27 protein-coding genes are annotated in these 26,331 nt (G+C 63.1%); 19 read left to right on the top strand and 8 right to left on the bottom strand.

The window, feature by feature from the left end:
* Positions 1-4: 4 nt before the first annotated feature.
* Positions 5-241 (bottom strand): HP1242/YdcH family protein, encoded by a 237-nt coding sequence (locus HU764_RS19400; protein WP_186680942.1) that lies wholly within the window; start codon positions 239-241, stop codon positions 5-7.
* 297 nt (positions 242-538) lie between these two features.
* On the opposite strand from HU764_RS19400, the gene HU764_RS19395 reads away from it, so the two are divergent.
* From HU764_RS19395 to HU764_RS19380, 4 genes are all read left to right on the top strand, one after another.
* The gene (locus HU764_RS19395) at positions 539-2,176 is read left to right on the top strand and encodes a phosphoethanolamine transferase (RefSeq protein WP_186680940.1); all 1,638 of its coding nucleotides are present in this window, start codon (positions 539-541) and stop codon (positions 2,174-2,176) included.
* Between the two features lie 108 nt (positions 2,177-2,284).
* Positions 2,285-3,418, top strand: coding sequence for a ribonuclease D (gene rnd / locus HU764_RS19390; RefSeq protein ID WP_027594618.1), 1,134 nt, complete (start codon positions 2,285-2,287; stop codon positions 3,416-3,418).
* On the top strand, positions 3,415-3,708 hold the full coding sequence (locus tag HU764_RS19385; protein ID WP_027594617.1) for a YcgL domain-containing protein: 294 nt from the start codon (positions 3,415-3,417) through the stop codon (positions 3,706-3,708). The genes rnd and HU764_RS19385 overlap by 4 nt, the downstream gene beginning before the upstream one ends.
* A 78-nt stretch (positions 3,709-3,786) precedes the next feature.
* Positions 3,787-4,719, top strand: a complete 933-nt coding sequence (locus HU764_RS19380) for a D-2-hydroxyacid dehydrogenase (RefSeq protein WP_186680938.1) — start codon at positions 3,787-3,789, stop codon at positions 4,717-4,719.
* 231 nt (positions 4,720-4,950) lie between these two features.
* Here HU764_RS19380 and HU764_RS19375 read toward each other — a convergent pair whose 3' ends face one another.
* Positions 4,951-5,544, bottom strand: a complete 594-nt coding sequence (locus tag HU764_RS19375; protein ID WP_186680935.1) for a nitroreductase family protein — start codon at positions 5,542-5,544, stop codon at positions 4,951-4,953.
* 144 nt (positions 5,545-5,688) lie between these two features.
* Here HU764_RS19375 and HU764_RS19370 point away from each other — a divergent pair, with 144 nt between their 5' ends.
* Both HU764_RS19370 and HU764_RS19365 read left to right on the top strand, forming a co-directional pair.
* On the top strand, positions 5,689-6,138 hold the full coding sequence (locus HU764_RS19370; RefSeq protein ID WP_027594614.1) for a YcgN family cysteine cluster protein: 450 nt from the start codon (positions 5,689-5,691) through the stop codon (positions 6,136-6,138).
* 42 nt (positions 6,139-6,180) lie between these two features.
* A complete protein-coding gene (locus tag HU764_RS19365) occupies positions 6,181-7,395 on the top strand; it encodes a hypothetical protein (protein ID WP_186703815.1) in 1,215 nt (404 codons plus the stop codon).
* Positions 7,396-7,614: 219 nt separating this feature from the next.
* Here HU764_RS19365 and HU764_RS19360 read toward each other — a convergent pair whose 3' ends face one another.
* Positions 7,615-7,956 carry a YgaP-like transmembrane domain gene (locus tag HU764_RS19360; RefSeq protein WP_027594612.1) on the bottom strand — a complete coding sequence of 114 codons (342 nt, stop codon included), beginning with the start codon at positions 7,954-7,956 and terminating at the stop codon, positions 7,615-7,617.
* 333 nt (positions 7,957-8,289) lie between these two features.
* Between HU764_RS19360 and HU764_RS19355 the strand changes: the two genes are divergently transcribed.
* The 5 genes from HU764_RS19355 to HU764_RS19335 all read left to right on the top strand — a co-directional run bounded on the left by HU764_RS19355 (position 8,290) and on the right by HU764_RS19335 (position 14,370).
* A complete protein-coding gene (locus HU764_RS19355) occupies positions 8,290-9,006 on the top strand; it encodes a GntR family transcriptional regulator (protein WP_186680931.1) in 717 nt (238 codons plus the stop codon).
* A 62-nt stretch (positions 9,007-9,068) separates the two neighbouring features.
* Positions 9,069-10,388 (top strand): NAD(P)/FAD-dependent oxidoreductase, encoded by a 1,320-nt coding sequence (locus tag HU764_RS19350; protein WP_186703816.1) that lies wholly within the window; start codon positions 9,069-9,071, stop codon positions 10,386-10,388.
* A 183-nt stretch (positions 10,389-10,571) separates the two neighbouring features.
* Positions 10,572-11,900, top strand: a complete 1,329-nt coding sequence (locus tag HU764_RS19345) for an MFS transporter (RefSeq protein WP_027594609.1) — start codon at positions 10,572-10,574, stop codon at positions 11,898-11,900.
* 74 nt (positions 11,901-11,974) lie between these two features.
* On the top strand, positions 11,975-12,877 hold the full coding sequence (locus HU764_RS19340; protein ID WP_027594608.1) for a dihydrodipicolinate synthase family protein: 903 nt from the start codon (positions 11,975-11,977) through the stop codon (positions 12,875-12,877).
* Positions 12,878-12,879: 2 nt separating this feature from the next.
* Entirely contained in the window at positions 12,880-14,370 is a 1,491-nt protein-coding gene (locus tag HU764_RS19335; protein WP_186703817.1) for an aldehyde dehydrogenase, read from the top strand.
* A gap of 130 nt (positions 14,371-14,500) precedes the next feature.
* Here the strand turns inward: HU764_RS19335 and HU764_RS19330 are convergent, their stop codons facing one another.
* Both HU764_RS19330 and HU764_RS19325 read right to left on the bottom strand, forming a co-directional pair.
* A complete protein-coding gene (locus tag HU764_RS19330) occupies positions 14,501-14,971 on the bottom strand; it encodes an RNA methyltransferase (protein ID WP_027594606.1) in 471 nt (156 codons plus the stop codon).
* A 71-nt stretch (positions 14,972-15,042) separates the two neighbouring features.
* Positions 15,043-15,414 carry a YajD family HNH nuclease gene (locus tag HU764_RS19325; protein WP_027594605.1) on the bottom strand — a complete coding sequence of 124 codons (372 nt, stop codon included), beginning with the start codon at positions 15,412-15,414 and terminating at the stop codon, positions 15,043-15,045.
* A gap of 132 nt (positions 15,415-15,546) precedes the next feature.
* On the opposite strand from HU764_RS19325, the gene HU764_RS19320 reads away from it, so the two are divergent.
* Entirely contained in the window at positions 15,547-15,825 is a 279-nt protein-coding gene (locus HU764_RS19320) for a hypothetical protein (protein ID WP_027594604.1), read from the top strand.
* Between the two features lie 335 nt (positions 15,826-16,160).
* Here HU764_RS19320 and HU764_RS19315 read toward each other — a convergent pair whose 3' ends face one another.
* Positions 16,161-18,203 carry a S9 family peptidase gene (locus HU764_RS19315; protein WP_186703818.1) on the bottom strand — a complete coding sequence of 681 codons (2,043 nt, stop codon included), beginning with the start codon at positions 18,201-18,203 and terminating at the stop codon, positions 16,161-16,163.
* Positions 18,204-18,335: 132 nt separating this feature from the next.
* On the opposite strand from HU764_RS19315, the gene HU764_RS19310 reads away from it, so the two are divergent.
* Genes HU764_RS19310 through HU764_RS19300 form a run of 3 tightly spaced genes read left to right on the top strand, consistent with a single transcriptional unit; the run spans position 18,336 to position 20,153 of the window.
* Positions 18,336-18,833 carry a hypothetical protein gene (locus tag HU764_RS19310; protein WP_027594602.1) on the top strand — a complete coding sequence of 166 codons (498 nt, stop codon included), beginning with the start codon at positions 18,336-18,338 and terminating at the stop codon, positions 18,831-18,833.
* Positions 18,834-18,848: 15 nt separating this feature from the next.
* Complete coding sequence (locus HU764_RS19305) at positions 18,849-19,622, top strand: class II glutamine amidotransferase (RefSeq protein WP_186703819.1); 774 nt, start codon at positions 18,849-18,851, stop codon at positions 19,620-19,622.
* A 9-nt stretch (positions 19,623-19,631) separates the two neighbouring features.
* On the top strand, positions 19,632-20,153 hold the full coding sequence (locus tag HU764_RS19300) for a DUF2937 family protein (protein WP_186703820.1): 522 nt from the start codon (positions 19,632-19,634) through the stop codon (positions 20,151-20,153).
* Between the two features lie 134 nt (positions 20,154-20,287).
* On the opposite strand, the gene HU764_RS19295 is transcribed toward HU764_RS19300, so the two are convergent.
* Complete coding sequence (locus HU764_RS19295) at positions 20,288-21,199, bottom strand: LysR family transcriptional regulator (protein ID WP_186703821.1); 912 nt, start codon at positions 21,197-21,199, stop codon at positions 20,288-20,290.
* 131 nt (positions 21,200-21,330) lie between these two features.
* Between HU764_RS19295 and HU764_RS19290 the strand changes: the two genes are divergently transcribed.
* From HU764_RS19290 to HU764_RS19275, 4 genes are read left to right on the top strand one after another with little or no spacing between them, the layout of a single operon-like run.
* Positions 21,331-22,617, top strand: coding sequence for an MFS transporter (locus tag HU764_RS19290; protein ID WP_186680922.1), 1,287 nt, complete (start codon positions 21,331-21,333; stop codon positions 22,615-22,617).
* Between the two features lie 9 nt (positions 22,618-22,626).
* Positions 22,627-23,406: a 5-oxoprolinase subunit PxpA gene (locus HU764_RS19285; protein WP_186703822.1), complete on the top strand. Its 780-nt coding sequence runs from the start codon at positions 22,627-22,629 to the stop codon at positions 23,404-23,406.
* The gene (gene pxpB, locus HU764_RS19280; protein ID WP_186680918.1) at positions 23,403-24,098 is read left to right on the top strand and encodes a 5-oxoprolinase subunit PxpB; all 696 of its coding nucleotides are present in this window, start codon (positions 23,403-23,405) and stop codon (positions 24,096-24,098) included. Before HU764_RS19285 ends, pxpB begins: the two co-directional genes overlap by 4 nt.
* Complete coding sequence (locus HU764_RS19275; protein WP_186703823.1) at positions 24,095-25,012, top strand: 5-oxoprolinase subunit C family protein; 918 nt, start codon at positions 24,095-24,097, stop codon at positions 25,010-25,012. Before pxpB ends, HU764_RS19275 begins: the two co-directional genes overlap by 4 nt.
* A 133-nt stretch (positions 25,013-25,145) precedes the next feature.
* On the opposite strand, the gene HU764_RS19270 is transcribed toward HU764_RS19275, so the two are convergent.
* Complete coding sequence (locus HU764_RS19270) at positions 25,146-26,324, bottom strand: vWA domain-containing protein (RefSeq protein WP_186703824.1); 1,179 nt, start codon at positions 26,322-26,324, stop codon at positions 25,146-25,148.
* Positions 26,325-26,331 lie beyond the last annotated feature (7 nt).

Below are 26,331 nucleotides of genomic sequence, written 5' to 3'. Positions count from 1 at the left end.
CGCTTCACGATTTCGGCGGATGAATGATCCGTTCGATCTTGTCCTTGATCAGCAGCCGCTCCTTGCGCAGTCGGGTGATGGTGTCATCAGTGCTGGCGTTGCCTTCAGCGGCCAGCACTTCCTTGTCTTTGGCGTTGTACTCCTTGTGCAGTTTGTGCAGGTCATGGTCTTTGTCGATGCGCGTCTGGAAATCCTCGGCAGTGATGTTCAGGTCAGCGAGCAGATCATGCGGAACGGGCATTTCTTCACCTCTCGTGGGGGTTGGCGAACGGTCCTGACCTTTGAGGATAGTCGCCTTTGCGCAGGTGCGGGGCGGGGGGAGGCCGGCGCAGCCTTCTCGCAACCGGGCAGCACACTTGGCCTGCCAAGCTGAATGGCGGCTGAATAAACTTCATTTAATGTTGGGATAACGCCATCTCACGGTTTTGTTGGCGTCTTTTTCACGAAAAATTGATGGTGGCCTTTCTAGAGTTCAGCCAACTTTTCGCGGTGCCGTACAGGCCCGCGGGCTGATAATCACTCTTGATTGCGAACACTGATGCTCAACTTTAAATCCCTGCGGACTGAATGGGTCACGCTGCTGGCCAGCCTGTACCTGCTGATCGGCTTCAATTTCTTTCTCTGGCAGCACCTGGAGCACGTGGTTCCGCCAGGGTTGGCGGGGCTTTGGCTGAGCCTGGCATTTGCCGTGCTGATGCTGTTCGCATTCAACCTGATTTTGACCTTGTTTGCCTTCCGGTATGTATTAAAGCCGGTACTTATTGTGCTGTTCATGAGTGGCGCGGGTGTGGCTTACTTCATGAATCAGTACGGGGTGCTTATTGATGCCGGCATGTTCCGTAACATGGCAGAGACCAATGTTGCGGAAGTGCGCGACCTGATGTCGTTCAAGTTTGCCGCTTATATATTATTGCTGGGCGTATTGCCCTCGGTCCTGCTGTGGAAAACACCGATCGCCTACCGCGCCTGGCCCCGTGAGCTGTTGGGCAAGCTGGTGGTCAGCGGCGCCTGTGTGGTCGCCCTCGGGTCGGTGGCGTTGGTCAACTACCAGGGCTTGTCGTCACTGTTTCGCAATCACCACGAACTGCGCCTGATGCTCACCCCGAGCAATATCGTGGGTGCCTCTATTGGTTATGTCAGCGAACGCGTCGGTACAGCGGCCAGGCCCTTCCAGAATTATGGTACGGATGCGAAACGTGATGCCGCCTGGCAGAAGCATGAGCGCAAGTCGTTGACGGTGCTGGTCGTCGGCGAAAGTGCGCGGGCCGACCATTTCGGCGTGCTCGGTTATGACCGCGACACCACCCCCAGCCTGGCCAAGGAGCAGGGCCTGCTGGCCTTCTCCGATGTGCATTCGTGCGGGACTGAAACCGCCGTTTCGGTGCCCTGCATGTTCTCGGGCATGCCGCGCAAAGACTACGACGCGCGCGTGGCAAAAAACCGTGAAGGGCTGCTGGATATCCTGCAGCGGGCAGGCCTGGCCGTGCAGTGGCGCGACAACCAGTCGGGCTGCAAGGGCACCTGTGATCGGGTGCAGTTCATCGATGTCAGCAACCTCACCGACCCGGCGCTGTGCGCCAACGGCGAATGCCATGACGAGATCCTGTTGCAGGGCCTGGGTGAGCTGATCGACAACCTCGACAAGGACACCGTGCTGGTGCTGCACCAGATGGGCAGCCACGGCCCCGAGTACTTCAAGCGCTACCCCAACGCCAGCGAGCGCTTTACCCCGGTGTGCCAGAGCAATGCGCTGAACCAGTGCAGCGAGCAGGAAATCATCAACGGCTACGACAACACTTTAGCCTACACCGACAAGGTGCTGGCGTCCCTGATCGACACGCTGCGCAGCAAGCAGGGCAAGGTCGACACAGCGATGATCTACCTCTCCGACCACGGTGAGTCGCTGGGTGAGTACAACCTGTTCCTGCACGGCACCCCTTACCCCATCGCCCCGGAGCAGCAGAAGCACGTGCCACTGCTGACCTGGTTCTCCGACAGCTACAAAGAGGACTTTGGCCTGGACACCGACTGCCTGGCCAAGCTCAGCGATGCGCCGCTGTCCCAGGACAACCTGTTCCACTCGATGCTCGGCCTGTTGCAGGTGCGCACCGAGGTCTACCAGCAATCGCTGGACATGTTCGCCAGCTGCCGGCCGTGGCTGGCCGCCAAGCGCTGATCGCGCATGGCTTTTACACCACCGTTTATCTATTCCAGGGATGGCGCAGGTTTCACCCGCAGTGCCCGCGCCGTATATACTGCGCGCCAATGTTAGTGGGAGAGCCTCGTGGCCATCGAAATTCACTGGATCCGTGACGACCAGACCCTGGCCGACCTCTGCCGAAAGTGGCGCCAACTGCCCTTCGTAGCGCTCGACACCGAATTCATGCGGGTAGACACGTTCTACCCCAAGGCGGGGCTGATCCAGATTGGCGACGGTCAACGTGCCTTTCTGATCGACCCACTGCTGATCAAGGACTGGCAACCCCTGGCCGAGCTGCTCGAAGACAGCGGCGTGGTCAAGGTGCTGCACGCCTGCAGCGAAGACCTCGAAGTGCTGCTGCGCCTGACCGGCAAGCTGCCACAGCCACTGTTCGACACGCAGTTGGCCGCCGGTTACCTGAACCTGGGTTTCTCCATGGGTTACTCGCGCCTGGTCCAGGACGTGCTGGGGCTCGAGCTGCCCAAGGGCGAAACCCGGTCTGACTGGCTGCAACGCCCGCTGTCCGACACCCAGGTCAGCTACGCTGCCGAAGATGCTGTGCACCTGGCCGAGCTGTTCATCGCGCTGCGCCCGCGCCTGTCCGATGACAAGTACGCCTGGGTGCTGGAAGACGGCGCCGAGCTGGTGGCCCAGCTGCGCCGGGAAGTCGAGCCCGAGAGCCTGTACCGCGACGTCAAGCTGGCCTGGAAGCTGGCGCCCCAGCAACTGGCCGTGTTGCGCGAGCTGTGTGCCTGGCGTGAGCGCGAAGCGCGCAACCGCGACGTGCCGCGCAACCGCATCCTCAAAGAGCACTCGCTGTGGCCGATGGCCAAGTCCCAGCCCTCTAACTTGTCGGCCCTGGCCAAGATCGACGAGATGCACCCGCGCACCATCCGCCAGGACGGGGAGTTTCTCGTCCAACTGATCAAGCGTGCTGCCAGCCTGCCCGCCGATCAGTGGCCGCAGGTTTTGCCTGAGCCATTGCCGATCGAAGCGGCCGGCATCCTCAAGCAGCTGCGCGCCATCGGCCAGGCCGAAGGCGAGCGCTTAGGCATTGCCCCCGAGCTGATGCTGCGCAAGAAAACCCTGGAAGCGCTGCTCAAGAGCGGCTACCCCAATGGCCCCTATCAACTGCCCGATTCGCTGCGCGGCTGGCGTCGCGAGCGCATGGGCCAGGCCCTGCTGGACAACCTGGCAGGCGCCGGAGAGACCCGATGAAACGTATCTGCTCGATCTACAAGAGCCCCCGCAAGAACGAAATGTACCTGTATGTGCTCAAGGCCGAAGGCCTGGAGCGCGTGCCCGAGGCCTTGCTGCCGTTCTTCGGCACCCCCGTGCATGCGTTCGACCTGGTGCTGAGCCCCGAGCGCAAGCTGGCGCGCGAGGACATCACCAAGGTGCTGGAAAACCTCGACAACCAGGGCTATCACCTGCAGATGCCGCCGGCCGAGGATGAGTACATCGAGCACCTGCCCGAAGAGCTGCTGCGCCGTAACGACCCGGTCTGACCCAGGCCCGGTTCCTCTCATTCGCCAAGTGGCCCGCCTGTCGGGCCGCTTTCGTTGTCTGCCAAGGTTGTTTTCACGATGCGCGTTCTGATCGCCGAACAGGATCATGCCAAGTACACCCAGCTGCTGGGCGAAGCGGCCCCTGACCTGCAAATCCTGACCAGCAGCGACTCTGCCGAGCTGGCGCTGCAGGCGCCGCAGTGCCCAGTGTGGCTGGGCCAGCCCGACTTGTTGGCGAGCCTGCTGCGCCAGGGCCACAAGCCGGCCTGGATGCAGTCGACCTGGGCCGGCATCACCCCGTTGCTGGCCGAGGGTTTGCCACGGGACTATCGCCTGACGCGCGCAGTTGGCATTTTTGGCCAGGTCATGGCGGAGTACATGCTCACCTACCTGCTCGGCCATGAACGCGAGGTGCTGTCGCGCCTGGTGAGCCAGGTCGAGCGGCGCTGGGACGACCGCCCCGGGCGCACCCTTGAGGGGCGCAAGGTGCTGATCGTCGGCACCGGTGATATCGGCCAACGTGTGGCGGAGTTTCTGCTGCCGTTCGGCGTGACCCTGTACGGGGTCGCGAGCAGCGCCCGCGAGCAGCTGCCGTTCGTCGAAGTGGCGGCCCTGGCGGACCTGCCGCGCATGGTCGAGCAGGTCGACTACGTGATCAACCTGCTGCCGGACACGCCTGCCACCCACGACCTGTACGATGCGGCGCTGTTCCAGCGCTTCAAGCCCAGTGCCTTGTTCATCAATGCCGGGCGTGGAGTGGCGGTGGTCGATGCCGACCTGGTGGAAGCACTGAAGCAGGGGCATCTGGCGGGCGCGGTGATCGATGTGTGCCGCCAGGAGCCACTGCCCCAGCGTCACCCGTTCTGGACCGCCTGGGGGTTGCTGCTGACCGGGCACAGCTCGGCGCCCACCTCGCCGGCGGCGATGGTGCGGTTGTTTGTCGAGAATGTGCGGGCGTATGAGGCGGGGCAGGGGTTACGCGGGGAAGTGGATTTCGCCCGGGGTTACTGATTGCTAGTGGCCTGTACCGGCCTCTTCGCGGGGCAAGCCCGCTCTTACAAGTACTGCGCCGACCTTGGGCCTGCGGCGTACCTGTGGGAGCGGGCTTGCCCGCGAAGAGGCCAGTACAGCCCATAAAAAGGCTTACAGGCTCCCACAAGTACCGCGCCGACCTTGGGCCTGCGGGGTACTTGTGGGAGCGGGCTTGCCCCGCGAAGAGGCCGGTACAGCCAACAAAAAGCCTTACAGGCTAAAATCCCCCTCAGCCGCCAGCTCGCTCAGCGGCCGGCGCGAGCTCGGCACTTCACGCGCCTGCAGCGCCTCAGCCAAGGTCGCCTTGTCGCCCAGCTTACCGATCGCCACCATGGCATGCAGCTCGTAACCCTCAGGCACCTTCAGTTCGCTACGCGCCAGCTCCTTGTCGAAGCCGGCCATGCCGTGGGTGTGCCATCCGCTGATGCTGGCCTGCAGGGCCAAGTGCCCCCAGGCGGAGCCAGTGTCGAAGGTGTGCCACAGGGCAGGGCTTTCTTCAGCGGCGCCAGGCGCTGCGAAGGTGGTTTTAGAGATGATCAGCACCAGCGCCGACGCCTGTTGCGCCCAGCTGCGGTTGAACGGCACCAGCAGGTTCAGGTAGCGCTCCCAGTTCGCGGTATCGCGACGGGCATAGAGGAAGCGCCAAGGCTGCGAGTTGTACGCCGACGGCGCCCAGCGCGCGGCTTCCAGGAAGCTCAGCAGGGTCTCCTCACTGATCGGCTCGGCGGTGAAGGCGCGTGGCGACCAGCGGTTGATGAACTGCTCGTTAATGGCGTAATCGGCAATACGGGGGGTGGCGCTCATGGCTTTTCCTACAAGCGGATGGGAAAACTCCACGCTACTGCGTCCCGTCATGACTGACAAGCGGTCTGGCTTTGCCGAAGGCCAGGCTCTAGACTGGCGCCGCCGCGCGCCGCGCACTGATGATGAATGCAGGAAACCCGTGTGATGATCGCAGACAGCGCGCCGTTCTGGCGGCGCAAAACCCTCGAACAACTCAGCCCGCAAGAGTGGGAATCGCTCTGTGACGGCTGCGGTTTGTGCTGCCTGCAAAAGCTCGAGGACGAGGACGACAACAGCATCTATTACACGCGCATTGCCTGCAAACTGCTGGATCTCGACACCTGCCAGTGCAGCGACTACCCCAACCGCTTCGCCCACGTGCCCGATTGCATCCAGCTGACCCCTGGCAAGGCTGACCAGTTCAAGTGGCTGCCAAGCACCTGCGGTTACCGCCTGGTCAGCGAAGGCAAGGACCTGCCTGACTGGCATCACTTGATCTGCGGCGATCGCCAGCAGGTCCATGAACAGCGTATTTCCCAGTCAGGGCGAATGCTCAGTGAGCATGATGTCGATGAAGACGACTGGGAAGACCACCTGATTTTTCGCGCCAGCTGACCGGCGCACCCCCGTCGCCTCTGGGAAACAAGGAGTTTCTGTATGCGTTGCCAGCTGTTGTTGCTGCTGAGCCTGATGGCCTGTTCGCCGGCCTGGGCGAAGAAAGTCGACCTGGATTATCACGTGCGCCTGTTGCCAGCCAATGGCCAGGCCGAAGTGCGCCTGACCCTGGCCGAAGGCAGCAGCGTACGCAGCCTCGACTTCGACCTGGGCAAGGCCGGCACCTACAGTGGCTTCCAGGCTGACGGCCAGTGGCAAGTCGCAGACAAGGGCGAGCGCGGTGTGTGGCACCCGGCGCCCGGCAAGACCAGCCTCAGCTACCGCGTGCAACTGGACCAGAAGCTGCGCAGTGGCGCTTATTCGTCGCGTATCACGCCCCATTGGGCCTTGTTCCTCGGCGACCAGCTGGTCCCGCCCGCGCGCCTCGATCAGCAGGACGGTACCGAATTGGTGGCACGCCTGTGGTTCGACCTGCCAGAAGGCTGGAAAAGCATCGAAACCTCCTGGCCGCGCATTGGCAAGGACAAGTTCCGCATCGACAACGTCTCGCGCCTGTTCGACCGCCCCACTGGCTGGATGCTGGCGGGTGACCTGGGCAGCCGCCGGGCGCGGCTGGGCGAGACTGAAGTCACCGTTGCCGCGCCAGTCGGGCAGGGCATGCGTCGCATGGACAGCCTGACCCTGCTGACGTTCGTCTGGCCGCAATTGCAGGCCGTGTTCCCGCGTAACCCACCGAAACTGCTGTTGGTCGGCGCCCGGGACGGCATGTGGCGCGGGGCGATGGCGGCGCAGGGCTCGCTGTATATGCACAGCGCCCGGCCGATGATCAGCGAAAATGGCAGCAGCCCGTTGTTGCGTGAATTGGTGCAACTGTTTGCGCAGATTCATGGCCGTGACGGCAGTGACTGGCTGATCGAGAGCCTAACTGACTACTACGCCAGTGAGTTGTTGCGTCGGGCAGGCGGGGTCAGCGATGACCGCTATGAGGCCTGGCAGGCGCGTTTGAGCAAACAGGCTGCCAAGGTTACCCAGCTCAAGGGCGAGCAGGCCAACCCGGCGCAGGTTGCCCGTGGGGTGCTGTTGCTGCAGGCCCTGGACAAGGAGATCCGCATCCACACCCAGGCCAAGCGTTCGCTGGATGACGTGGCGCGGGCGCTGATGCGATTACGGACTGTGAGCACCGAAGAGTTCGTGCAGATCAGTGAGAGTGTGCTGGGGCGGCGGTCCGAAGTGTTGCAGAGCAAGGTGTTGCGCTAGCGATTTGTGTTACCTGTGCCGGCCTCTTCGCGGGGCAAGCCCGCTCCCACAGGATTGCGCTGCTCTGAGGCCCCATGGAGCAACTGCACTGCTCTGGGGGCCAATGGAGCAATGGATTGCTCTGAGGCCCCCATGGAGCAACTGCACTGCTCTCAGGATTAGTGAATAATTGTGGGAGCGGGCTTGCCCCGCGAAGATGCCGGCACAGGCAAAACAAAATCAAAGGCCAGTCAGCGGATCCTTCCCTGTCACCGTCACCCCGCGTGTAGCCGCTTTGGCACTCGCCTTCAACGCCTGCAACTGCGCAGCACTGTCTTCGATGTCCGCGCGCAACCGGTTGTATTCCTGACGATGCCGCTGCCACCAGGCCTTGGTCGAGCAATGCCCGCTGACCCCGCGCGCCACGGCCATACCGCCCACCACCATCTGCAGCAGCCCAACCAGGCCGCCATGGCGCAGCCCCTTGCTGAACATCAGCGCCCCGCCGGCCAGCGAACCGACCCTTTCCAGGCCCTGAACATTGTGCTCCGGCGACGCCGCAGCGGAATGGATATCGAGCATGGCAAGCCCTCCGTATGAAGTGTAAGCAGCTGACCGCAGGGGGCTCGCAGCCGTTCATTCGCTGCGCCGAATGGTTGCCAGGCGCACGGCCTGCGCATTGCCAATCAGCGCCAGCACCTGAAAAATGTCTTGTCTGGGCAGCTATTTGTCCGGTTTGGCAATGCAGCCCGCCAGGTGTTTAATCTCACCCTTTAAAACCGCGAAGCCCTTTAAATACGGGCGATCCAGAGATTCAACCGCTCATCTAAAATGCTGTAGACACATTGTCTAACAGTGCCCTATAGTCGTTATACAAATAGTAGACACAGCGCTATGACAACAAAGAAGGCCGCCATGAAAGCCACCGTTCAAGCCATCAGCGAAGAAGCGCCGCAGGACCGCAAGGCCGTCCTCGCCGAAGCGCTGCGCCGCCGGATCCTCAGCATGGAACTGGCCCCCGGCGCTGTGGTGGACGAGTTGGCCCTGTGTGACGAGTTCGGCCTGTCGCGCCCGCCGGTGCGTGAGCTGCTGCGCCAGATTGCCGCCGAAGGCTATATCGAGCTCGAGGCCAACCGCGCGCCACGGGTTGCCGCGATGAACCACGATTCGCTGCACAGCTTTTTCGTCGCGGCGCCGCTCATCTATATCGCCACCACCCAGTTGGCCGCTACCTACGCCAGCGAAGCGGAAATCGAGGCGCTCAAGGCTATCCAGGCGCAGTTCCGCCAGGCCATCGAAGCGCGTGATGTGGAAAACCGGGTGGTCTACAACGACGCATTCCACCTGGAAATCGGCAGGATGGCGCACAACGACTACCTGATGCCGAGCCTGCGCCGCCTGCTTATCGACCATGCCCGTCTAGGCAAGATTTTTTATCGCCACCCGACCACTGATGACATGCAACAGGACCTTGAAACCGCCTGCGACCAGCATGACCAGATGATCGATGCCATCGAACGCCGTGACCCCGCGCGCGCCGGGCAACTGGTGCGAGAGCACTTCGAGCTATCGCGCCGGCGCATGGCTGAATACGCGGCACCCCAAGGGCTGGATGTACCGATTCAGATATGAGGTTTCCAGGTCGTCGCCACTGGCGCTGATCGCTCGTCAACAACAAGATCCAGGTTAGTGACATGACAAGAATAAGCTCGTTACCTGCCGATGATGCCACCTGTGGTTGGTATCACCTGAGCACACCCCGCACGCCACGGCCGGCCCACCGTGGCCATAGCCAGGCGCGCTGGGTGGTGGTCGGTGCCGGCTTCACCGGGCTGGCCGCTGCGCGCCAGCTGGCAACGAACTTTCCGCATGACGAGGTTGTGCTGGTCGAGGCCCAGGAAGTCGGTTTTGGCACCTCCGGGCGCAACGCCGGTTTTGCCATCGACCTGCCCCATGACATCGGCGCCGAGGACTACATCGGCGATATCGATACTGCCAAGACCGTGCTCAAGCTCAACCTGGGTGGGCAGTCGTACCTCAAGGAGCTGATCGAGCGCCATGGCATCGAATGCCAGTTTCGGCACTGTGGCAAATACCAGGCCGCTGTCGAGGATCGTGGCATTGCCGTGCTCGATGCCTACCGTCGAGGCCTGGACAAACTCGGCCAGCCCTATGAAGTGATCGAAGGTCGCGACCTGCCCGAACACATCGGCACGCACTTCTACCGCAAGGGCTTGTTCACGCCGGGTACCGCGTTGCTGCAGCCTTCGGCGCTGGTCAAAGGCTTGGCCGACAGCTTGCCGAGCAATGTTTCGCTGTACGAGCACACGCCGATCACTGACGTCGAGTACGGCGACAAAGTGGTACTGCGCCACGCCAAGGGCTCGATCACTGCCGACAAGCTGGTGCTCACCACCAATGCCTTTGGCATGAGCTTCGGCTTCCTCAAGGGCCGCATGTTGCCCGTGTTCACCTATGGCAGCATCACCCGCCCGCTGACCGAAGACGAGCAAGCCCGCCTGGGTGGCAAACCCTACTGGGGCGTGATCCCCGCCGATCCATTCGGCACCACCCTGCGGCGCACCGTCGACAACCGCCTGCTGGTGCGCAACAGCTTCAGCTTCAACCCAGACGGGCGCAGCAACCGCAAGTACCTGGACCGTTTCGTTCAACGCCACCGCGAATCCTTTGCCCGACGCTTCCCGATGTTGCCCGACGTGAACTTTGAATACACCTGGGGCGGCGCCCTGGCGTTGTCGCGTAATCACATGGGGTTCTTTGGCCAGTTGGCGCCCAATGTGGTCGGCGCGCTGTGTTGTAACGGCCTGGGTGTTACCCGCGGCACGGTCACCGGGAAGTTGCTGGCCGACTGGCTGGCCGGTGACAAACACGAACTTATCGAGTTTTTGCTCAATGCCCCCGGGCCTTGCGCGAATCCACCGCAGCCCTTGGTATCCCTGGGCTTGAACGCCAACTTGATGTGGGGGCAACTGCGCGCGGGCAAAGAAAGCTGAGCGTTTTGTAAGTTAGGCCATTGAATATTTGACGTCGGGCGGATTTGCCCGGCACGGGCGCGCTTTGCCCGAAATTGATGATCGAGATGTCATGTCCGATGACCCGGGGCTGAAGGCTGTTTTCAGTTTCGCGGACGCGCTCGCCTTGAAAACGTGCATACAGAAGAAGTGGTAGGAACAACAATGACAAGTCCGAATATTTCGATTGAAGATGTACCGATCAACCGTTTTCACCAGTTCTTGACCCTGCGCTCCGGCGGGGGCTCTTTCGTCGATGGGTATGTGTTGAGCATCATCGGCGTGGCAATGGTGCAAATGTCCGCGGGCCTGAGCCTGACCAGCTTCTGGCAGGGCATGATCGCCGCCTCGGCGCTGATCGGCATTTTCTTCGGCGGCTTTTTCGGCGGTTGGCTGACCGACCGCTTTGGCCGCAAGCGTGTGTTTTTCGTCGGCCCGACCCTGTTCATTCTGTCGTCGCTTGCGCAGTTCTGGGTGGAGTCGGCGCTGGCCTTGTTCCTGTTGCGTTTTGCCATCGGCATCGCGGTGGGCATCGAGTACCCGGTGGCCACCTCGCTGCTGGTGGAGTTCCTGCCCAAGAAGAACCGCGGCCCGCGCCTGGCAACCTTGACGGTGCTGTGGTTCGCCGGCGCCGCGACCGCCTACATGGTCGGTGAGGCGATCCTGCGCCACGGTGGCGATGATGCCTGGCGCCTGGTATTGGCCAGTGCGGCGGTCATTGGCGCGCTGCTGTTCGCCATTCGCCTGGGCACCCCGGAATCGCCACGCTGGCTGATCAGCAAGGGCCGCTCGGCCGAGGCCGAACAGGTAATCAAGCGGGTCTATGGCAATGGCTTCTCGCTGCGCAACCTGCCGGAAGAGCCCAAGGCCCGCAAGCTGTCGTTTCTCAGCCTGCTGCACGCCGGGTATGGCAAGCGCATGCTGTTCGTCACCCTGTTCTGGACCTGTTCGGTGATCCCGGTGTTCGCCGTGTACGCCTTCGCCCCGAAAGTGCTGGGCGCGCTCAACCTCAAGGGTGACTGGGCATCGATCGGTTCGGTCGCCATCACCTTCCTGTTCGTGGTCGGTTGCATCATCGGCACCCGCCTGCTCAACACCCTCGGTCGGCGCACCACGCTGCTGCACAGCTTCTTCTGGTCTGGGCTGGCGCTGCTGGGCCTGGCGGCGTTCAGCCATGGTAGCGAGCTGCTTATCCTGGTGCTGTTCGGTGCTTATGCACTGTTCATCGGCGGTGCCCAGGTATTGCAACTGGTCTACCCCAACGAGCTGTTCCCCACCGAAATCCGTGCCGGCGCCGTGGGCGTGGGCACCTCCATGTCGCGGGTCGGTGCTGCTGTCGGTACCTGGCTGGTACCCATCGCCCTCGACAACTATGGCATCGGCGCAACCATGTATGCCGCCGCCGCCGTCACGTTTGTTGGCCTGGCCGTCTCTGTCGCCCTGGCCCCCGAAACCCGTTCATTGAACCTGCAGCAAGCGGCATCGCTGAGCTGAGCTATTCGAAAAGCCGCCGCAGCGTAGACCGCTGTGGCTTCTACACCCCTGAACAACGCACTGGAGAACCTACCGTGAAATTCGAAGGCATCTACACCCCGGCAATCACTCCGCTGGCTGCGGACGGCTCGATCGACAAGGCGGCGTTCGCCGAAGTACTCGACTACCTGGTCGAATCGAAAATCCACGGCGTGATCATCGGTGGCTCCACCGGCGAGTACTACGCCCACACCGCGCAAGAGCGCATCGAACTGGCCGCCCAGGCCAAGGACGTGCTCAATGGCCGCCTGCCGCTGATCATCGGCACCGGCGCGATCCGCACCGAAGACTCCGTGGCCTTCGCCAAGCACGCCAAGGAAATCAAGGCCGACGCGCTGTTGGTGGGCACGCCGCCCTACGCGCTGCCGACCCAACAGGAAATCGCCCTGCACGTCAAAGCGGTCGACGCGGCTGCCGGCCTGCCGATCATGCTCTACAACTACCCAGGCCGCATGAGCGTGGGCATGGGCGAGGAATTCTTCGATGCGGTCGCCGATGTGAAAAACATCGTCGCCATCAAGGAGAGCTCGGGCGACATGGCCCAGTTGCACCGCTTGGCCATCCAGCGCCCGAATATCCAGCTGTCGTGCGGCTGGGACGACCAGGCCCTGGAGTTCTTCGCCTGGGGCGCGCAGAGCTGGGTTTGCGCCGGTTCCAACTTCATCCCGCGTGAGCACGTGGCCCTGTTCGAGGCCTGCGTGATCGAGAAGGACTTCGCCAAAGGCCGCCGCATCATGGCCGCCATGATGCCGCTGATGGACTTCCTCGAAGGTGGCAAGTTCGTCCAGTCGATCAAGTACGGCTGCGCGCTGAACGGCCTGAGCACCGGTGGCGTGCGCAAGCCGCTGTACGACCTGGATGCCGCCGAGAAGCAGGCACTCGAGCGCGTGGTCACTGAACTCAAGCGCAACATCGCCCAGATCACCGGAGGTGCCTGACCATGGCTGAATTGCTGAGCAAGGAACAGTACGCGGCCATCGCCGCCGACCTGCAACTGCGTACCCAGGCGTTCATCGACGGTGAGTTCCGCGATGCCGTCTCGGGCCGCACCTTCGTCACCACCAACCCGGCCACTGGCAAACAGCTGGCCGAAGTCGCCGCCTGCGACGTGCAGGATGTCGACGTTGCCGTGGCGGCGGCCAAGCGTGTCTTCGAAGACGGCTCGTGGTCGAAACTGCAACCCGCTGAGCGCAAGCACATCCTGCTGAAGTTCGCCCAGCTGCTGGAAGACAACAGCCACGAACTGGCGGTTTTGGAGGCGCTGGACAGCGGCAAGCCGGTCAGCGAATGCCAGAACGTCGACGTGCCGGAAACCATCCACACCCTTCGCTGGCACGCCGAGCTGATCGACAAGATCTACGACAACACCGCCCCCACCGGCAATGCGGCCGTGACCATGGTGGTGCGTGAAGCCATCGGTGTGGTCGGCCTGGTGCTGCCGTGGAACTTCCCGCTGCTGATGCTGGCCTGGAAGATTGCCCCGTCGCTGGCGGCCGGTTGCTCGATCGTGGTCAAGCCAGCCAAGGAAACCACCCTCAGTGCCCTGCGCGTGGCCGAGCTGGCGCATCAGGCCGGCGTACCGGCGGGTGTGTTCAACCTCGTGCCAGGCGGTGGCCGTGAAGTGGGCGAGGCCATCGGCCGCCACATGGACATCCCGATGGTCAGCTTCACCGGTTCCACCGACACCGGCCGCCTGTTCCTGAAATACGCGGCCGAGTCAAACCTCAAGCGCATCGTGCTAGAGCTGGGTGGCAAGAACCCGGCCGTGGTCATGAATGACTGCGAAGACCTGGACGAAGTGGCCCAGTTCGTCACCGCCGGTGCGTTCTGGAACATGGGCGAAAACTGCTCCGCGTCCTCGCGCCTGATCGTGCACAAGGACGTCAAGGACGAGCTGCTGACGCTGATCGGCAAGCACTTGAAGGACTGGAAGCTGGGCGACCCGCTGGACCCGGAAAACCGCTTGGGGGCGATGGTCAGCAAAGCGCACTTCGAGAAGGTGAAGTCTTACCTGGAATATGCCGCCGAGCAGAAGCTCAACGTGGTGCAGGGCGGTGAGACCGAGCAGGGCGTGTTCGTGCAACCGACCATCGTTGACGGGGTGACGCCTGACAATCGGTTGTTCGTCGAGGAAATCTTCGGGCCGGTGCTGAGCGTGACCAGCTTCGAAAGCATTGACCAAGCGATCGAGCTGGCTAACGACACCATCTACGGCCTGGCGGCTTCGGCCTACACCGGCAGCCTGCGCAATGCCCTGCGCCTGTCGCGGGAAATCCGCGCGGGTGTGGTCACGGTCAACTGCTTCGGCGAAGGCGATGCTTCGACGCCGTTCGGTGGCTACAAAGAGTCCGGCTTTGGTGGGCGCGACAAGTCCATCTGGGCGCACGATCAGTACACGGAGTTGAAGACCATCTGGATCAACGCTTCGTGAGCTGACTGCAGGACGGTGCTGTTCTGACGGAGCTCAGCACCTGGCCGCCTCTGGTGATGCCTCTACCGACCTGTAGGAGCAGCCTTGTGCTGCGAAGAGGCCGGTACAGGCACCCTCAGAGGCGGCTTTTTTACTTGAACTTGGGCCCCGACCGGGTATTCAGCCCTTTGGCCATCCGGTCATACAGCACCACGTTCACTGTCGCCGCCAGGTTCATGCAGCCCTGGGTCGGGATGTAGATGGTCTCTTCACACCACCCCCGCACATCCGCATCGAGGCTGCCGTCTTCTGGCCCGAAAATGTAGATGGCGCGATCCGGGTGGGTGTACTCGGGCAGCGGCCGTGCGCCGTCGACCAGTTCTACCGCCACCGGCGTGCAGCCCAGCGGAATGATGCGTTGCAGGTCGTCGATGCCGATCAGCGGGATGTCGTAGTGCACACGTTTGGTGTCGGTGACGAAGTCGCGGGCGCGCTCATACCGTTTGCCGGTGTAGAACACCGAGTTGACGCCGTAGCAACCCGCTGCGCGCATCACCGAGCCGACGTTTTCCGCCGACTTGGGGTTGAACAGGCCGATGCAGCTGTATCGTTTGTTTGCCACGTGCCGGGGCCCTTCGCAAAAAAAGCGCGATTATACGGGCTCGCCGGCCGCAGCGGGGGCTGTGTCGATGGTCAGTCTTTTTTCAGCAGGCCAGCCAGCCCGGCAAACGGGTTATGGGTAGCCTTGGCGATGCTCGGGGTGCTGGTCGAGCCTTCGCTGAAATACTGCTGGTCGGTGTAGCGCGAGTGTTCGTTGTCGTGGCAGTACAGGCACAGCAACTCCCAGTTCGAACCGTCCTGCGGGTTGTTGTCGTGGTTGTGGTCACGGTGGTGCACGGTCAGCTCGCTCAGGCGCTTGCCGGCAAACTCGCGGGCGCAGCGGCCACACACGTGCGGGTACATTTTCAGGGCCTTGTCGCGGTAGCCCATCTCTTTGTCGCGCTTGGCGTCGGCAAGGATGCGGTCGAGGCGTGCGGTGGCGGCGGAGGTAGAGGCCGAACTCATGGTGTTTCCTTTGTTCTGATCAGGCAAATGACGGTTATGCCACTGAGTCTAGCGCGCTTGCAGGCCAGGCGGACAGGCGAAAGCTTCCATTTAGGCGTAGCCTGTAGGAAGGTTCCCGACAGGAGGTTGCTGATGTTGCATGCGATCCTCACCGCGTTGCTCCTGGCTGGCCTGCCCATGGCCGAAGCCGCCAGCGCGCCACCCCGGCTCAATACACCCGTGCCCGGCGCCCCCGGCACGCCCACGCCCACGCCCTATCCGCAGATCACCCCGAGTACGCCGCCGAAGGCTTATGACAGCCAGCCTGGCGCACCGTTGTTGCCGCCAATGCCGGTGCCTGGGCCGCCGAAGGACCAGCCATTGCCAGGCTTGCGGCCAGAGCCTGTGAAGGTGCCGGTGGAGGAGGATTAGAGTGACTGTTTTGGGCGGGAAGGGTTTGCCGTGGCATTTGCAGTGTGGCGAAGATCGAGCGCCGCCCGCGCGGCGCATCGCGAGCAACGCTCGCTCCTACGTTTGTTTCGGGCCAGTCACGCCGGTGCCAGCGTGCGCGACCGCCTTGTTTATACGTCCCGATATTGAGGTGGACGCCAAGGGGCCGCGCGCCAATGCCTCAGGAATAATTGGCCAGAAACAAACGTAGGAGCGAGCGTTGCTCGCGATGCGCCGCGCGGGCGGCGCTCGGTTTCAAAGCCGCTGTATCCCCAACGGCATGCACCTATAAAACACTGTGCGGTCTCACCTTTGCGCTACACCACCCCCAGCTCGCCAAACACAAAGGCATACTCCAGCGCCACATCCTTGAGCCCCTGGTACCGCCCACTCATGCCGCCATGCCCAGCCCCCATTTCAGTCTTGAGCAGCAGCAGGTTGTCATCGGTCTTGCGCGTGCGCAGGCGGGCGACCCACTTGGCAGCCTCCCAATACTGCACGCGGCTGTCGTTGTACCCGGCCACCACCAGCATGGCGGGGTAGGCCTGGGCTGTTACGTTCTCGTACGGTGCATAGGCCTTGATGCGCTCATACACCTCGGGCTCTTGCGGGTTGCCCCATTCGTCGTACTCGGTGACGGTCAGCGGCAGGTCGGGGTCGAGCATGGTGTTGAGCACGTCGACGAAAGGTACTTCGGCAATCGCGCAGCGGAACAACTCGGGGCGCAGGTTGAGCACCGCGCCCATCAACAAGCCGCCCGCACTACCGCCGCTGATGGCCAGGCGCTCGGGCGAGGTCACGCCTTCGGCGATCAGGTGCTCGGCACAGGCGATGAAGTCGGTGAAGCTGTTCTGCTTGTGCGCCTGCTTGCCGGCCCGGTACCAGGCCTCACCCAACTCGCCACCACCGCGCACGTGGGCAATGGCAAAGGCCACGCCGCGCTGCAGCAGGCTCAGGCGGGCATGCGAGAACCACGGGTCGAGGCTTTCGCCATAGGCGCCATAGCCATACAGGTACAGCGGCACGGTCTTGCCCAGGTCTTCGCGGCGGCGCACCAGGCTGATCGGCACCTGTGTGCCGTCCTGGGCGGTGGCCCACAGGCGCTGGCTGACATAGCCGTCGGCATCGAACGCACCCAGCACCGGGGTTTGCTTGAGCACCGCCTGTGCACCGGTGGCCAGCTCCAGCTGGCGCACCTGGGCCGGGCGGTTGAGCGCTTCGTAGCGCAGGCGCACACGGGGGCTGACGAACTCAAGGCTGTCCTGCACGTAAAGGCTGTAGGCAGCATCCGGCAATTCGACACGGTAAGCCGCCAGGCCCTGGGGGCGTACTTCGATGATCGGCAGGCCACCTTCGCGCAGGCTCAGGGTCAATGCCCCTGCGTTGAGGCTCAGGCCTTCCAGCATCACCTCGTCGCTGTGCGCTACCAGCAACTGCCAGCGATCACGGGTCGGTACGTCATCGGCCGGGGCGTGGTACAGGGCGAAGTTGATGCCGTCCTGGTTGGTGCGGATGAACCAGCGCCACTCGCCATCGAGCTGGCCGTGGTCCGGGAAGTACTCATGGTCTTCAACGCGTGGCGCCAGGCAGGTGAACGGCAGCTGCGGCGTTTCGGCATCGAGTACCCAGGCCTCGCTGGTGGTCTTGCTGTTCAGCAGCAGCACCAACTGGCGTTCGGAGCTGGTGCGGTAGCAATGCAGGAAGAAGCGGCCGTCGGGCTCTTCGAACACGGTTGGCGCGCCGCTGCTACCCAGGGTGTGACGACGCAGGCGCCAAGGGCGGTGGGTGTCATCCAGTTCGGCGAAGAACAGCGTCTGGCTGTCATTGGCCCAGGTCAGGCTGCCGTCGCAGTCCTCGAAGGGCAGGGGGGTGATGCTGCCGTCGCCCAGGTCCTTGACGTACAGGGTGTAGATTTCGTCGCCGCTGGTATCGAGGCTGTAGGCCAGCAGGCGATGGTCGGGGCTGACGTTGAACGCCCCCAGTGACAGGAAGCCGCCGTTGGCCAGTGCGTTGGGGTCGAGCAGCAGCTGTTCGCGGCTTTCATCCACAGTATTGGAGTCGTCAGCCGGGCGCGGGCAGCGGTAATGGCGTGGGTATTCGTCGCCGGCGGTGGTGCGGGTGTAGTACAGGTACGGGCCCCAAGGGGAGGGCAGCGACAGGTCGGTTTCCTGGATGCGGCCTTTGATTTCCTCGAACAGCTGTTCGCGCAGGGGCGCCTGGTCGGCCAGGCAGGCTTCCTGGTAGCTGTTCTCGGCCTGCAGGTATTCGAGCACCTCGGGCGCGTCGCGCTGTTGCAGCCAGGCGTACGGGTCGGCGGCTTGGTCTGCACGGGCGATGGGGGGCTGGGGCTTGGTGGGCATCGGGGGTCCTTGGCTGAGGGCTTGCGGTGCCTGTTCAGGCTGCTTCGCGGGCAAGCCTGAACAGGGAAGCGCTGTCTGCGCCCTGAAAAGTGTTTATCATAGGCAACTCTTTGCCTGGCTTGCACGAACACCATGACCGAGAACGACTATACCCTCGCCTGGGGCCTGTACGCCCTTGCCGCCCTGGGCTGCCTGTTGGTGGGCTTCAAGCTCACGGGTTGGATGTGGCGCTGGCTGCGCGAACCGCTGCGGGTGATCCTGGCGGTACTGCTGCTGACCCCGACCATCGTCGACCCGGTCAAGGACAGCTTTGCCCCGGCCATCGCCATTACCGCCCTGGACGTGGCCTTCAAGGTCGGCAACAACGCCTGGCGCGCGGTGTCCGATTTTGCTATGTACGGCATGATCGCCTTTGGCCTGTACTTGCTCTTCGTGTTGGTGCGCTGGCCGCTGGAAAAACGTGCCCGTGAGCGCCGCGAGCAAGCCGAAGCCGCCGCCAAGCGCCAGGCTGCCGAAGATGACGAGGTCCGGGTCGATGCCCCGCTGGCGGCCGAGCGCCGCGACCGTTACCGCAACGATCCACCCCCTGCCGCGCCTGCGGGCGGCGGTCGGGTCGAGCCTCGCCTGTAAATCGGAGACACGCGCATGTGCGAACTGCTGGGCATGAGTGCCAACGTCCCCACCGACATCGTTTTCAGCTTCACCGGCCTGATGCAACGCGGCGGCCGCACCGGCCCGCACCGTGATGGCTGGGGCATCGGCTTCTACGAAGGGCGCGGCCTGCGCCTGTTCCAGGACCCCGCCGCGAGCAGCGAGTCGGAAGTCGCCAACCTGGTGCAGCGTTACCCGATCAAAAGCGAAGTGGTCATCGGCCACATCCGCCAGGCCAACGTCGGCAAGGTGTGCCTGTCCAACACCCACCCGTTCGTCCGCGAAATGTGGGGCCGCAACTGGTGCTTCGCGCACAACGGCCAGTTGGGCGATTTCAAAGGTGAAGCGACCTTCTATCGGCCCGTGGGCGATACCGACAGCGAAGCGGCCTTCTGCGACCTGCTCAACCGCATCCGCGCGGCCTTCCCAGAGCCGGAAGCCGTGGAACAGCTGCTGCCGGTGCTGGTTGAAGCCTGTGCCGGTTACCGTGGCAAGGGTGTGTTCAACTGCATGCTCAGTGACGGCGACTGGCTGTTCTGCTTCTGCTCGACGAAGTTGGTGCACATTACCCGGCGCGCACCCTTTGGTGCGGCACGGTTGAAGGATGTCGACCTGATCGTCGATTTTCACACCGAAACGACCCCCAATGACGTGGTCACGGTGATTGCCACCGAGGCCCTGACCGAGAACGAGACCTGGGCGCGTTACGCGCCGGGCGAGTGGGCACTGTGGCGGCACGGAGAGTGCGTTTCGCAAGGCCAGAGCTAAGGACGGTGCATGTTCAGAAGTTACCTGCGGTTGTTGCTGTTCACCTTCGGCCTGCTGGCCGGTATCCAGGTTCCGGGGCTGGTCAATGACTACACCCAGCGGGTCGAGGCGCACCTGTTCGAATCGCGTCAGGCGCTGGATGGCTTCAAGCAGACGGCCGAACGCTTCTTCAATGGCGACCTCCAGGCGCTGCTGCGGCATTACCGCAGCAGTGATGACCCGGTGTTCAACAGTGATGCCAACAGCATCGAAAGCCTGATGATCCGCAACGAACTGCTGGAAAACGAATGGCAGGCGTTGCAAGGGTCGTGGGTGAGTCGTACCTGGCATGTGTTGGTACAGCCGGACCCGCAAATGCGTGAAGAAACGCTCAAGGGCTACAGCTACCAGATTCTGCTGGTGCCAGAGGCGGTTGGCTGGGGCATTGGTGCCGGGTTTGTGCTGGCCTTTTTGGTCGAGAGCCTGTTGCTGGCGCTTGGCTGGGTGATCATGGGCGGGCGGCGCCGGGTGGTGAAGGAAAGCTGGCGCTGAGTCATGTAGCGCCTGTGCGGGCCTCTTCGCGGGGCAAGCCCGCTCCCACAGTTGCCCACTGCTCCCAGGCTCAGTGGGCAGCCTGTGGGAGCGGGCTTGCCCCGCGAAAGGGCCGGTAAAGGCAGCGATAATCCCTAGACCAGCACAATCCGTTGCCCACCCACATCCTGCGCATACCGCTGAAGCACCTGCCGGCACACCTCGACCACCTCATCCACCAATGCCACCCCAGTCTGCCAAGCCACCACCAGCTCCAGGCTGGGCGGTGGTTGCAGCCCTTCCAGCAGCACCAATTCCCCCAAACCTAGCTCCGCATCCACCAAGGCCGGTGGCAGCGCACCCACCGCAAAGCCGTCGCGCAGTAGCCGGGTAATCGCTGCCACTGAATTCACACAGTTCAAGCGCGGTGTTTGCACCCCGGCGCCTTGCAACAGGCTGAGCACCTCCTGGTGCGGCCTCGAGTTTTTCGAAAAGGTCACGATGCGCTCGCGGCCCAGTTCCGCCAGCGAGGCGTAATCACGGTGCTGGAGCGAGCCTGCGGCCACGATCCAGCCCATCGGGTAACGCGCCAGGTCCAGGCTGCGGATCGACTGTTCACGCAGCAGGTCGGTCTGCAGGATCACATCCAGAAAGCCCTTCTGCAGCTGTTCGCGCAGGTTCAACGCGGTATCAGCCACCAGCTCGATCTCTACCTGCAGGTAGCGCTCGGTCAACGCCGCCACCAACGCGCTCATCCAGGTATGAATCACCGTGTCCATCACCCCGATGCGAATGCGCCCGACCTTGGCCCGGTCGCTGTCCAGCGATTGCTTCATGGCCTTGGCGGTGTCGAGCATACGCTCGGCGTATTCCAGCACCTTGCTGCCCTCCGGGGTCAGGCTGACGCCGCGCGAGTCGCGCAGCAGCAGTTTGACGCCCAGGTCGGCTTCCAGCGCGGCGATGCGGCTGGAGACCGAGGCCTGGGTGGTGAACAGCTTTTCTGCGGTCAGGCGGAAGCTTTTGAGCCGGGCGACCCAGACGAAAGTTTCGAGGAAACGAAGGTTCATGATCAGTTTTTCTTGTTCCAGACCGGCGGTTTTTCTCGTTGGACGCACCCGGCGCGGTCTCTGAACAATGATGCCCAGGCCGCGACGCAATAAGTCGCCCCATAAAACAATACCAACAAGCCGAGGCAAGCATGAACCCCACCGGCGTGCAGCAGCAGGTCGCTTCACCTTCTTCGACCGGGCCTTTCGCCTGGTACCGCGACATCGACAAGCAGCAACGACGCACCTTCTGGAGCTGCAAGATCGGCTATGGCCTGGACGGCATGGACACGCAGATGCTCAGCTTCGTCATCCCCACGCTGATCATGCTGTGGGGCATCAGCACCGCCGAGGCCGGGCTGATCCACACCAGTACGTTGATCGCGTCTGCCATCGGCGGCTGGGTCGCCGGCATCCTGTCCGACCGTATTGGCCGGGTCCGCACCTTGCAGCTCACGGTGCTGTGGTTCGCCTTCTTCACCTTCCTCTGCGGCTTCGCGCAAAACTACGAACAGTTACTGATTGCCCGTACCTTGATGGGTTTTGGCTTTGGCGGCGAATGGACTGCAGGCGCGGTGTTGATCGGCGAAGTGATTCGCGCCCAAGACCGTGGCAAGGCGGTGGGCATGGTGCAGTCTGGTTGGGCCATCGGCTGGGGCTTGACCGCAATTCTGTACGCGCTGCTGTTCTCCTGGCTGCCGGCCGAGCAGGCCTGGCGCGCGCTGTTTTTGCTGGGGCTGGTGCCGGCCGTGTTCGTGATCTTCGTGCGCCGCCTGGTCAAGGACCCGGAGGTGTACCGCCAGGCCAAGGCGGCTGAGGCGGTCGAAGCACCGTCGCACTTCTACGAAATCTTCGCCCCCGGCATGCTCTGGACGACCGTGCGTGCATCCTTGCTGACCACCGGAGCGCTGGGCGGTTACTACGCGATCACCTCGTGGTTGCCGACCTTCCTCAAAAACGAGCGCGGCCTCAGCGTGCTGGGTACCGGTGGCTATTTGGCGATGGTGATCGTCGGTTCCTACATCGGCTATGTGGTCAGCGCGTACCTGTCCGACCTGTTGGGCCGCAAGAAGAACTTCATCCTGTTCGCCGTGGGCTCGTTCATCATCGTGCTGCTGTACACGCAGGTGCCGGTCAGCGATGGCGTCATGCTGTGGCTGGGCTTCCCGCTGGGGTTCTTCGCCTCGGGCATCTTCAGTGGCATGGGCGCGTTCCTGACCGAACTGTTCCCCACCCGCATTCGTGGCTCGGGGCAGGGCTTTTGCTACAACATTGGCAAGGTTATCGCCGCACTGTTCCCCTTGCTGATCGGCGTGCTCAGCCAAGAGGTGCCCCTGGGGTTAGGGATTGGTGTTTTCTCGGCCGTCTCGTACGGCGTGGTAATCCTGGCAGCGCTCAGCCTGCCGGAAACACGCGGCAAACACCTTCAGGCGCGGTAAGGTAGGCCTATGAACAGCGACAAGGGAGTCTGTGTGGTGGAACGCCTGCTTCTCAATTGTGACATGGGCGAGAGTTTTGGCAGCTGGCGCATGGGCCTGGATGCCGAAGTGATGCCGTTTATCGATTGCGCCAACATCGCCTGCGGCTACCACGCCGGCGACCCCAGCATCATGCGCCGTACTGTGGAGTTGGCACTGGCCCATGGCGTGACCATCGGCGCGCACCCGGCCTACCCAGACCTGGTCGGCTTCGGCCGCCGCTCCATGGCCTGCAGCCCTGAGGAAATCCGCGACCTGCTGCACTACCAGATCGGTGCGCTGGACGGCATCTGCAAGGTGCTTGGCAGCCGGGTGGCCTATGTCAAACCCCATGGCGCGCTGTACAACGACATGATGGCCGACCCGCTCAAGCTGCGCGCGGTGCTCAAAGCCGTGGCGGCCTATGACAGCGGCTTGCCGTTGATGCTCATGGCCACTGCCGACGACAGTGCGGCACAGGCCCTGGGGGAGGAGATTGGCGTGCCGCTGTGGTTCGAGGCCTTCGCCGACCGCGCCTACACCGCCAGTGGCCACCTGGTCTCGCGGCGCCTGCCCGGCGCCGTGCACCATGACCCGGCCCTCGTGGTCGAACAGGCCGTGCGCCTGGCACGTGGTGAAACCCTTGTAGCGGACGATGGCAGCGCGCTGCGTCTGCGCGCCAGCACCCTGTGCGTGCACGGCGATAACGACAGTTCAGTGGCAGCGGTGCGGCAGATCCGCCAGGCCCTCGATGCGCTGGAGCACGCATGAAATTGCGCATTGAAGTGGTCGCCTTCGATAGCCTGATGGTGCGCCTGTTCGACACCATCGATGAAGCCAACATGCCGTGGATGCTCGCGGCCAGCCAGCGCTTGAGCGCCGCGTTCGGGAAGCACCTGGTGGACTTGGTGCCTTCCTACACCACGCTGATGGTGCAGTTCGATCTGCCGCCTGGGCAGGCGAGGGCGCTGATCACCCAAGCGCTGGAGGGGCTGCAGCCGGACACCGGCAGCGGTGGCCGTCGGCATGAGATTCCGGTGTGGTACGACGCCAGTGTTGGCCCTGAATTGCCCGTATTGGCGGCGCGCACCGGCCTGAGTGAGCAAGCGGTGATCCGCCTGCACAGCGAGCGCGAATACCCCGTATTCGCCCTCGGCTTCGCCCCGGGTTTCGGCTTCATGGGGCTGGTGGACGAGCGCCTGGCATCGCCGCGCCTGAGCACCCCGCGTAAGCGTGTGGCGGCGGGCAGCGTGGGTATCGCCGAGCGCCAGACCGCCGCTTACCCGGCGGTATCGCCAGGCGGCTGGAACCTGATCGGGCGTACCCCGGTGCGCCTGTTCGACCGTGAACGCGAAGGCTACAGCTTGTTGCAACCGGGGGATCGGGTGCGTTTCGTGGCGGTTTCCCACGCCGAGTTCAGGGCGTTGGGGGGTGATGACAGCCCACTGGAGGCGCAGGCATGACGCAGTTGAAGATCGAGGCCAGCACCGCGCTGTGCCAATTGCAGGATGCCGGGCGGTTTGGCGTGCGCCACCTAGGCGTGACCCAGGGCGGGGCGCTGGACTGGGTGGCGATGAATTGGGCCAACTGGTTGCTGGGTAACCCGCTGGGGGAGCCAGTGATCGAGGTGGCGCTGGGCGGATTCAGCGTGGTCGCCGAGCACGATTGCGTCCTGGCCTTGGCGGGCGCCGATCAGGATGCGCGGGTTGATGATCAGCCCCTGGCGCCTTGGCGCAGTTTTGCTCTGGCCAAGGGCCAGCGGCTGACTTTGAGGCAGCCCAAGCAGGGCGTACGCGCTTATCTTGCTGCGCCTGGCGGGTTCCAGGCTGAGACAGTGCTAGGCAGTTGCGCCACCGTTGTACGTGAGGCATTAGGCGGTATCGATGGTCGAGGGGAAGCGCTTGGCAAAGGTCAGGGGCTGACGTTTGTCGGTTTATCCCCGGCCTTGCGCGAAGTGCCTGGGGCGTTGCGGCCTGTGTATTCGGCGAAGCCTGTGCTCGACCTGGTGATGGGCGCGCAGATCGGTGACTTCAGCGGCATGAGCCTGTTTGAAGCGTTCAACAGTGACTGGACGTTGGACAGCCGCGCAGACCGCATGGGGATCCGATTGCTTGGGCCACAGCTGGTTTACCAGGGCGCGCCGATGATCTCCGAAGGGATCCCGCTGGGCGCGGTGCAGGTGCCGCCAGATGGGCAGCCGATCGTGCTGCTCAATGATCGGCAGACCATTGGCGGGTATCCGCGATTGGGGGCGTTGACGCCGTTGGCGCTGGCGCAATTGGCGCAGTGCATGCCGGGGGCGGTGGTGCGGTTCAGGGCGGTGGTGCAGGAGGAGGCTTGGCGGGAACAGCAGGGTTATCTGAACCGTTGGCGGTGAAGCTACCGGCCTCTTCGCGGGACAAGCCCGCTCCCACAGGTAAGGTGCTGTCCCTAAGAACAGCACCCTACCTGGACTGCACTTGAACCTGTGGGAGCGGGCTTGTCGCGCGAAGAGGCCGGTGCAAGCGATATCACTTAGACAGGTACCGCATCCCATCCTCCAACCCCTGCAAGGTCAGCGGGTACATCTTGTCCTCGATCAAATCCCGCACCAGGTGCGTAGACGCCGTGTAGTCCCAGGCCTGCTTTGGATACGGGTTGATCCAGATGACTTTCTTGAATTTTTCCATGAAGCGCTGAATCCAAATATACCCGGCCTCTTCGTTCCAGTGTTCCACGCTGCCACCCGGCTGGGTGATCTCGTAAGGCGCCATGGCCGCGTCACCGACGAACACCACCTTGTAATCATCGCCGTACTTGTGCAACAGGTCGAAGGTGGAGAAGCGCTCGGAAGTGCGGCGCAGGTTGTTCTTCCACACCGACTCATACACGCAGTTGTGGAAGTAGTAATACTCCAAGTGCTTGAACTCGGTCTTGCAGGCCGAAAACAGCTCTTCGCAGACTTTGACGTGGGCATCCATCGAGCCACCGATGTCGAACAGCAACAGCAGCTTGACGGTGTTGCGCCGCTCCGGGCGCATCTGGATGTTCAGCAACCCGGCGTCGCGTGCGGTGTGGTCGATGGTGCCGTCGATATCCAGCTCTTCGGCAGCGCCTTCACGGGCGAACTTGCGCAGCCGGCGCAAGGCCAGCTTGATGTTGCGCGTGCCCAGCTCGACCTGGTCGTCGAGGTTCTTGTACTCGCGTTGGTCCCACACCTTCACCGCCTTGCCCTGGCGTTTGCCAGCCTCGCCCACGCGGATACCTTCGGGGTTGAAACCGCCTGAACCGAATGGGCTGGTGCCGCCGGTGCCGATCCACTTGTTGCCGCCGGCGTGGCGTTCCTTTTGCTCTTCGAGGCGTTTCTTGAATTCCTCGATCAGCTTGTCCAGGCCGCCCAGCGACTGGATTTGCGCGCGTTCTTCATCGGTGAGCGAGCGCTCGAACTCCTTGCGCAGCCAGTCTTCGGGGATCAGCGCTTCAAGGTGGCGGTCGAGGTTTTCCAGGCCCTTGAAGTAGGCCGAGAATGCTCGGTCGAATTTGTCGAAATGCCGCTCGTCCTTCACCAGGATCGCCCGTGCCAGGTAGTAGAACTCGTCCATGTCGGCGAACACCACGCGTTTTTGCAGGGCATTGAGCAGGTCGAGCAGTTCGCGTACCGACACCGGCACCTTGGCCGCGCGCATTTCGTTGAACAGGTTGAGCAGCATGGCCGGC

Origin of the sequence: Pseudomonas kermanshahensis, from assembly GCF_014269205.2 — a bacterium.
Lineage (GTDB): Bacteria > Pseudomonadota > Gammaproteobacteria > Pseudomonadales > Pseudomonadaceae > Aquipseudomonas > Aquipseudomonas kermanshahensis.
The sequence above is the reverse complement of the archived record's forward strand: the minus strand, read 5'-3'. Positions and strand labels throughout refer to the sequence as shown.

Excerpts from the sequence above, each read along its gene's own strand:
- HU764_RS19400 (WP_186680942.1), bottom strand. The coding sequence starts at position 241 with ATGCCCGTTCCGCATGATCTGCTCGCTGACCTGAACATCACTGCCGAG.
- HU764_RS19395 (WP_186680940.1), top strand. The coding sequence starts at position 539 with ATGCTCAACTTTAAATCCCTGCGGACTGAATGGGTCACGCTGCTGGCC.
- HU764_RS19385 (WP_027594617.1), top strand. The coding sequence starts at position 3,415 with ATGAAACGTATCTGCTCGATCTACAAGAGCCCCCGCAAGAACGAAATG.
- HU764_RS19380 (WP_186680938.1), top strand. The coding sequence starts at position 3,787 with ATGCGCGTTCTGATCGCCGAACAGGATCATGCCAAGTACACCCAGCTG.
- HU764_RS19375 (WP_186680935.1), bottom strand. The coding sequence starts at position 5,544 with ATGAGCGCCACCCCCCGTATTGCCGATTACGCCATTAACGAGCAGTTC.
- HU764_RS19370 (WP_027594614.1), top strand. The coding sequence starts at position 5,689 with ATGATCGCAGACAGCGCGCCGTTCTGGCGGCGCAAAACCCTCGAACAA.
- HU764_RS19365 (WP_186703815.1), top strand. The coding sequence starts at position 6,181 with ATGCGTTGCCAGCTGTTGTTGCTGCTGAGCCTGATGGCCTGTTCGCCG.
- HU764_RS19360 (WP_027594612.1), bottom strand. The coding sequence starts at position 7,956 with ATGCTCGATATCCATTCCGCTGCGGCGTCGCCGGAGCACAATGTTCAG.
- HU764_RS19355 (WP_186680931.1), top strand. The coding sequence starts at position 8,290 with ATGAAAGCCACCGTTCAAGCCATCAGCGAAGAAGCGCCGCAGGACCGC.
- HU764_RS19350 (WP_186703816.1), top strand. The coding sequence starts at position 9,069 with ATGACAAGAATAAGCTCGTTACCTGCCGATGATGCCACCTGTGGTTGG.
- HU764_RS19345 (WP_027594609.1), top strand. The coding sequence starts at position 10,572 with ATGACAAGTCCGAATATTTCGATTGAAGATGTACCGATCAACCGTTTT.
- HU764_RS19335 (WP_186703817.1), top strand. The coding sequence starts at position 12,880 with ATGGCTGAATTGCTGAGCAAGGAACAGTACGCGGCCATCGCCGCCGAC.
- HU764_RS19325 (WP_027594605.1), bottom strand. The coding sequence starts at position 15,414 with ATGAGTTCGGCCTCTACCTCCGCCGCCACCGCACGCCTCGACCGCATC.
- HU764_RS19320 (WP_027594604.1), top strand. The coding sequence starts at position 15,547 with ATGTTGCATGCGATCCTCACCGCGTTGCTCCTGGCTGGCCTGCCCATG.
- HU764_RS19315 (WP_186703818.1), bottom strand. The coding sequence starts at position 18,203 with ATGCCCACCAAGCCCCAGCCCCCCATCGCCCGTGCAGACCAAGCCGCC.
- HU764_RS19310 (WP_027594602.1), top strand. The coding sequence starts at position 18,336 with ATGACCGAGAACGACTATACCCTCGCCTGGGGCCTGTACGCCCTTGCC.
- HU764_RS19305 (WP_186703819.1), top strand. The coding sequence starts at position 18,849 with ATGTGCGAACTGCTGGGCATGAGTGCCAACGTCCCCACCGACATCGTT.
- HU764_RS19300 (WP_186703820.1), top strand. The coding sequence starts at position 19,632 with ATGTTCAGAAGTTACCTGCGGTTGTTGCTGTTCACCTTCGGCCTGCTG.
- HU764_RS19295 (WP_186703821.1), bottom strand. The coding sequence starts at position 21,199 with ATGAACCTTCGTTTCCTCGAAACTTTCGTCTGGGTCGCCCGGCTCAAA.
- HU764_RS19290 (WP_186680922.1), top strand. The coding sequence starts at position 21,331 with ATGAACCCCACCGGCGTGCAGCAGCAGGTCGCTTCACCTTCTTCGACC.
- HU764_RS19285 (WP_186703822.1), top strand. The coding sequence starts at position 22,627 with ATGAACAGCGACAAGGGAGTCTGTGTGGTGGAACGCCTGCTTCTCAAT.
- pxpB (WP_186680918.1), top strand. The coding sequence starts at position 23,403 with ATGAAATTGCGCATTGAAGTGGTCGCCTTCGATAGCCTGATGGTGCGC.
- HU764_RS19275 (WP_186703823.1), top strand. The coding sequence starts at position 24,095 with ATGACGCAGTTGAAGATCGAGGCCAGCACCGCGCTGTGCCAATTGCAG.
- HU764_RS19270 (WP_186703824.1), bottom strand. The coding sequence starts at position 26,324 with ATGCTGCTCAACCTGTTCAACGAAATGCGCGCGGCCAAGGTGCCGGTG.